The organism is Boseongicola sp. (genome assembly GCF_057460485.1).
This window is the reverse complement of record NZ_JBVCWP010000232.1, coordinates 1-6137: the sequence shown is the minus strand read 5'-3', so window position 1 is coordinate 6137 and position 6137 is coordinate 1. Positions and strand designations below refer to the sequence as shown.

Here is a 6137-nt window from a genome sequence, read left to right as displayed (position 1 = left end):
GCAGGAGAAGCCCGTCAAGAAATGCGCGCGCGGTCAGCGGCAAAGAAGCGTGCTCGAACATAAACGGAACGAGTGCTGATAACATGATTGATAACAGCTTGACGCGAAGGCTCGAGAATCCTAAGCAGCACTGGCTTCCGGCGAGTTGGCGGAGTGGTTACGCAGCGGATTGCAAATCCGTGTACAGGAGTTCGATTCTCCTACTCGCCTCCAAATTCCAAAATATTTTGCGTCACTTACGGCACTTTCCACAAGATGCTGTAAAACGCGCTTCGTACACAAATCGTACACAATCCGCGTACAGTTTTTCGCTGCGTTTCACCCAAAATTGCCGTATAGTGTTCAGCAACAGGCACTTAGAAAAAATGGCGCGGCGCTCACGAATATAAATATCCACAGAATACATCTCCCGCCCTCCGAATAAACGAAGGAGACAAACTGGCGGAATTTTACTCCGCTACAACTGCGCTATGTCGCAGCCGTCTCTCCGGCCCATTATTGCTGTGCGCTTTACACTGCGGATCATATCGCGTGAAAAGCGCTTGCCCGACTTCGTAAGCCAACAGCAATGGTTTCCGTCAGTGGCTGTGGGAACCGATGTGGCAAATCCGCAAGGGTCTTGTCCAACGCAGGCTCAAACTCAGACGCGATTGCCGCCAAGACTTCTTCCGCTAGCGCGACACCAAAGCCCGCCGCCTTGGCAGCCTGCAGGAAATTGCGTGGCACCACCTCGTTCATCCGATAGTGCCCGTCCACCGCCATCGCGAGGCGCATCCGGTTCTGGCGGATCTGACCGTCATCCACCGCTTTCTGGGCGCTCAGCACATCGTAGAGTGGGGTCATGCGGAACCCGCCAGGGCGCAATGCGATGCTGAAATTCTTGGCGTGCCCGTCCGTCGCTCCCAAGAGCCAAAACAGAACCTGCGCGCGGAAGAACGCGCGCTGATCTACCTCGGGGTCATCACTACCAGTCAGCAACCCGATCCCTTCGGTGATCCCCGGCCCACCATCCATTTGATATTTTTGGCTGGGTGGGACTGAGAGCCCCTGACAAAAATCTTCCTGCGGGAGGCGGATCAACCGGCCATCCTTGGTCCAACGCCGATCGAACCGCGTCACAACAAGGCTGCGCACGTCCTCGAAGTCGGCAATCTCGACCTCAGCCACCTCCATCCCCATGGCGCGGCAAAAGCTCATGCAGAAGAATTCGTTCTCGACACTGTCGGACAAATCGACCCCAGCGGGCAGAACGCCGAGTTGGGTCTTGAGGATATGGGTTGTGGGGGTAAGCCCCGATGGACGGATCCACGTTCCCTCGTGGCGCAGCAGCGCTGTTTTCTCCTGCGCCCCTGCGATCGAAATGCGAAAGTCGTCTTCCTCTTCCATTCCAAGAGGGGCGCTTGCCAAGTTGCGCAGCATATCCGCAATCTGCGCCTCAGATACGGGTTCTCCTTCGAGCACGCCAAACTCGGGCACCTCGCCCGAAACGAACTGCAAGGCCCCCACGCAATCGCGCCCGATTTTCTCCAGCATGTGCCACGCGTCCGTGCCGCCTGCACGCACCCGAGCGGCAACGCGTTCACGTATCGCCTGATTGTCCGGCAGCAGGTTTTCAAGGTAGGCAATGACAGGACCGCCTTGGTGCGCCTCTTCGCGCAAAGGCAGTGACAGCGAGATGGGCATGGCGTGTTCCCACGACAGCCAGTCGTGATCGTAGGCAAAGCTGATCGCGCCCGAACCCGCGAGACGCAAGGCTCCCACCAGCCGTCCATTCAGAAGCACCTGCATCGTGCCGCTACGCCCGCGCCGGTTTGATTTTTTTGGGGCCATCAGAAGATATCCTCAATCTCGAGCGAACCGCCGCGCTCCACCAAACGAAACTCAAGCCCAAGCGCAGCCATGATAGCGAGCACAGTGGCGAGCTTGGTTCCCGCATCGCCATTCTCGAGCGACGAAATCGTTGCAACGCGCAAATTCGTGCGCGCGCTGATATCGCTTTGGGTCCAGCCGCGCGCTTTGCGCGTCCGGCGAAGTGCCTCGCCGATCTGCTCGGCCGTTCGTGCTGTGAGGTCCATGATGCGGCTCCTTTTACGGTATAGCGTAAATCAAAACAAATTACGCTGCAACGTAAATATCTAATTTTTACGCCATGGCGTAACACTCGAGCCGCACTCATCCCTGCAGCCCCGCCGCGCGAACTTGCTCAGGCGTCTCAATTAGTTGCGAATCATTCTGAAAATTCAGTAGCAACCGTATTAATCAGCATTTTTTATCCGAAATTCGAAATAAAATTCGCATGTGGTTCAGTTCTCAGTGACATTCAACAGCCTTGCACCGTCAGGAGCGCTCCCATGCAATTCGCCACGAAGTATACCACGGTATGCTGAAAGCGGTCGACGCCAGCTGAAAATACTATTATGCATCGCGCAAACACATTTCCGCGGGAGAGACCCATGACTGAGCAAACCGAATTCGACATCATCTACACCAAAGTCGACGAGGCGCCCCAGCTGGCCTCGGCGTCGCTTTTGCCGATTATTCGGGCCTTTGCAGGTGCTGCCGACGTAACATTCGGGACGAAAGACATCTCGCTCGCCGGGCGCATCATTGCCGCCTTCCCAGAAGGTTTGAGCGATGCACAGCGCCAACCCGATGATCTTGCAGAGCTTGGGCAGTTGGTGAAATCACCCGATGCCAACGTGATCAAACTGCCAAACATTTCGGCCTCGGTGCCGCAACTTGTGGCAGCCCTGAAGGAGCTTCAGTCCCAAGGCTACGACTTGCCAGACTATCCCGAAGAGCCATCAAGCGAGGCCGAAACAGCCATCCGCTCCCGGTTTGACGCTATCAAGGGCTCGGCTGTGAACCCGGTGCTGCGCGAAGGCAATTCAGATCGCCGCGCCGCTGTTGCGGTCAAGAACTATGCCATGGCGAACCCGCATCGGATGGGCGTCTGGGCCGCGGACAGCAAGACGAAAGTGTCTTCGATGTCCGCCAACGACTTCTTTTCCAACGAAAAATCTTCAACGATCACCGAAGCTCAATCCGGTGCTTCCAAAATCGAATTTACCGACGCAAATGGTGCCACGACGCTTTTGAAGGATGGATTCCAACTGCCCAAGGGCACGGTCGTGGACACAACTTTTATGTCCGTCAAAGCGCTTGGCACATTCCTTGCCGAACAGATCGAAGCCACGAAAGCCGAGGGCACATTATTCTCGCTGCACCTGAAGGCCACAATGATGAAGGTCTCGGACCCGATCATCTTTGGGCACGCAGTACGTGCGTTTCTCGCCCCCGTCTTTGACAAACACAGCGCGGCTTTGGCCGATGCCGGCGTGAACCCAAATTCAGGCCTTGGCGCGGTTTTGGAGCGCATCGCCGAGATGGCAAACAGCACCGAGATCGAAGCTGACATCGCTGCCGTCATGGAGACCCGCCCTCCGATGTATATGGTGAATTCCGACAAGGGCATCACCAACTTGCATGTACCGTCGGACGTGATTATCGACGCATCTTTGCCGGCTTTGATCCGCGCCGGCGGCAAGGGCTGGGGCCCGGACGGCGAAGAAAGCGATACAAACTGCGTTATCCCAGACAATTCTTACGCCTCGGTCTACGAAGAGACGATCAACTACTTCAAAGAAACCGGCGCACTCGACCCGTCGACGTCCGGAACCGTGCAAAACATAGGCCTGATGGCGCAAAAAGCCGAAGAATACGGCTCACACCCGACGACGTTTGAAGTGCCTGCGGCCGGCACCGTTACGCTGACGGCGGCCAATGGCGATGTGATTCACAGCCATGCCGTCGAGGCAGGCGACATATGGCGCGCCGCGTCCACCAAAGAAGCGCCGATCCGCGACTGGGTGAAGCTGGCGATCTCGCGCCAAAAGGCTGAAGGCTGCCAAGCGGTGTTCTGGCTTGATGCCAGCCGCGCGCATGATGCAGAACTGATCGCCTATGTCGCGCCGATGCTGGCCGAAGCCGGTGTAACTGAAAACTTCCAAATCCTTGCCCCACGTGAAGCCACGCGTCTAACGCTGGAAACGATCCGCAAAGGCGAGACCTCGATTGCGATCACCGGCAATGTGTTGCGCGATTATCTGACAGATTTGTTCCCCATTCTTGAACTTGGAACATCGGCCAAGATGCTTTCGATAGTGAAGCTGATGAATGGCGGCGGTCTGTTTGAAACGGGTGCTGGCGGGTCGGCTCCCAAGCATGTGCAGCAATTGGTTGAAGAAAACCACCTCCGGTGGGATTCGCTTGGAGAATTCTGCGCCCTTGGCGAAAGCCTGAAATTTCTGGGCGAAACCAAAGGCAACGACCGTGCGCGGATCATAGGCGTGGCCGTGGATGCAGCGACTCAAGGCATTCTCGATCATAACAAATCACCGGGGCGTAAAGTTGGCCAGCCCGACAACCGCGACAGCCACTTCTATTTTGCGCTGTATTGGGCGGAAGCTTTGGCCGCACAGACCGAAGATGCCGATTTGGCCGAGCACTTCAAACCAATCGCCGCCGCCCTGGCCGAAAGCGCCGATAAGATCGTCGCGGAACTGGCACAAGTGCAAGGTGGACCGGCTGATTTGGGCGGATATTTCCACACTGATCCAGCAAAAACCGGCGCAATAATGCAGCCATCGCCAACGCTGAACGCGATCATCGGCTAAGGCGCCCTACTCCTTTTGGCTTTCCGCGAAAGACAAATTGGCCATCCCGGACGGGGTGGCCATTTTTGCGATTCGTGTGCCTTTCAGCAACTTTTTTTACGCACCCGTGAGCATCCTGTTTCACTACCGTTTCGAATACCCAAATCTGCCAAGTGACGTCTCATCAATGCGGGCGGCACCACCAAGAAAGATAACCGAAAGGAGCCTAAAAGCGCGACGTGTTTTGGTTACTGGCAGCGCAGGCTTCATCATCTATCATCTGTGCAAAGACCAGCCCATGCGGGCTTGGAAGCCGTTCAAATCATTGCCACGCACATGCCCATCCGATATCAACACGCTCCGGTGCAAGCAGCACCGGTAAAAAAAACTGAGACCTCCTCGTCAAACCGCAACACCACCAAATCCACCTCACAGACGAGGCGCATATTCCGGCTTGCGGTCAGCCAATTAGGTCAACTTGTTGATCGCTTTAGTGGTCATGAGGCATCCTGTGTTTCTCGGGTCAAAGCGCTCCTGCAAAACCGCCGTTTGCGGCGGGATTCTGGGCAGGATGAAGGAAAATAAAGTCGCCCTCCAATTCGGCGCGGTCTTGTGCAGCAATCGCAAATCGCATGGCTTTCTCGACCCCGACTGTGCGCGCCATCACCCTCCCAAGCGCAGCCCCAGAATTTCCCGCGCCTGCTGCCATGTCGCCACGGGGCGTTCATACTTCTCAGCAATCCCAACCGCGCGCGCAACCAGTTCGGCGTTCGAGGCCGCCAGCCGCTCTTTGGTCAGCCGGACATTGTCCTCAAGCCCTGTGCGCGCATGCCCACCACTTGAAATAGCCCATTCGTTCAGGACCACCTGATTGGGCCCGATCCCCGCCGCACACCAGGCCGCGTCTTCGCCAAACAGCCGCTTCACGGTCTTGATATAAAAGTCAAAAACCTCGCGGTCCGCCGGCATCGCATTCTTCACCCCCATCACGAACTGCACATAGGGCGTGTCTGTGATCTGGCCCTTCGCGTGCATCTCGGCGGCCGTCAGAATGTGGCTCAAATCAAAAGCTTCGATCTCGGGCTTCACACCATTCACAACCATCTCTGACGCCAGCCAGTTCACCAGATCGGGCGGATTCTCATAAACCCGCGTCGGGAAATTGTTCGAACCCACCGACAAGGAAGCCATATCCGGCTTCAACGATAACATGCCTCCGCGCTCCAGCCCGGCCCCTGACCTTCCCCCGGTCGAAAACTGAATAATCATCCCCGGACAATGGGTCTCCAGGCCTTCCTTCAAAGCAGCGAACTTCTCAGGGTCTGAACTTGGCGTCTCATCCGCGTTGCGCACATGTGCGTGGCAAATACTCGCCCCCGCCTCGAACGCCGCATGCGTGCTTTCAACCTGTTCAGAAACCGTGATCGGTACCGCAGGGTTCGCGGCCTTGGTCGGCAATGACCCAGTGATCGCGACGCAGAT

General features: G+C 56.7%; 5 protein-coding genes and 1 tRNA gene. 2 read left to right on the top strand and 4 right to left on the bottom strand.

The genetic code is table 11. From position 1 onward, the window contains the following. Positions 1-139 precede the first annotated feature (139 nt). Positions 140-213: transfer RNA gene (locus tag AC221Y_RS18800), tRNA-Cys, on the top strand. Between the two features lie 309 nt (positions 214-522). Here the strand turns inward: AC221Y_RS18800 and AC221Y_RS18795 are convergent. Then, a complete protein-coding gene (locus AC221Y_RS18795) occupies positions 523-1830 on the bottom strand; it encodes a type II toxin-antitoxin system HipA family toxin (RefSeq protein WP_299750733.1) in 1308 nt (435 codons plus the stop codon). Then, positions 1830-2075, bottom strand: a complete 246-nt coding sequence (locus tag AC221Y_RS18790; protein WP_137193494.1) for a helix-turn-helix domain-containing protein — start codon at positions 2073-2075, stop codon at positions 1830-1832. Before AC221Y_RS18790 ends, AC221Y_RS18795 begins: the two co-directional genes overlap by 1 nt. Before the next feature lie 378 nt (positions 2076-2453). On the opposite strand from AC221Y_RS18790, the gene AC221Y_RS18785 reads away from it, so the two are divergent. After that, the gene (locus AC221Y_RS18785; RefSeq protein ID WP_486708022.1) at positions 2454-4676 is read left to right on the top strand and encodes an NADP-dependent isocitrate dehydrogenase; all 2223 of its coding nucleotides are present in this window, start codon (positions 2454-2456) and stop codon (positions 4674-4676) included. A 502-nt stretch (positions 4677-5178) separates the two neighbouring features. Here the strand turns inward: AC221Y_RS18785 and AC221Y_RS18780 are convergent. Beyond that, on the bottom strand, positions 5179-5319 hold the full coding sequence (locus AC221Y_RS18780; protein ID WP_486708021.1) for a hypothetical protein: 141 nt from the start codon (positions 5317-5319) through the stop codon (positions 5179-5181). Then, the coding region (locus tag AC221Y_RS18775; protein ID WP_486708020.1) for a 3-oxoadipate:acetyl-CoA acetyltransferase at positions 5319-6137 on the bottom strand (819 nt) is incomplete at its 5' end. The genes AC221Y_RS18780 and AC221Y_RS18775, both read right to left, overlap by 1 nt.

Coding starts and splice junctions, on each gene's coding strand:
- AC221Y_RS18780 (WP_486708021.1), bottom strand. CDS start 5,319: ATGGCGCGCACAGTCGGGGTCGAGAAAGCCATGCGATTTGCGATTGCT.
- AC221Y_RS18795 (WP_299750733.1), bottom strand. CDS start 1,830: ATGGCCCCAAAAAAATCAAACCGGCGCGGGCGTAGCGGCACGATGCAG.
- AC221Y_RS18790 (WP_137193494.1), bottom strand. CDS start 2,075: ATGGACCTCACAGCACGAACGGCCGAGCAGATCGGCGAGGCACTTCGC.
- AC221Y_RS18785 (WP_486708022.1), top strand. CDS start 2,454: ATGACTGAGCAAACCGAATTCGACATCATCTACACCAAAGTCGACGAG.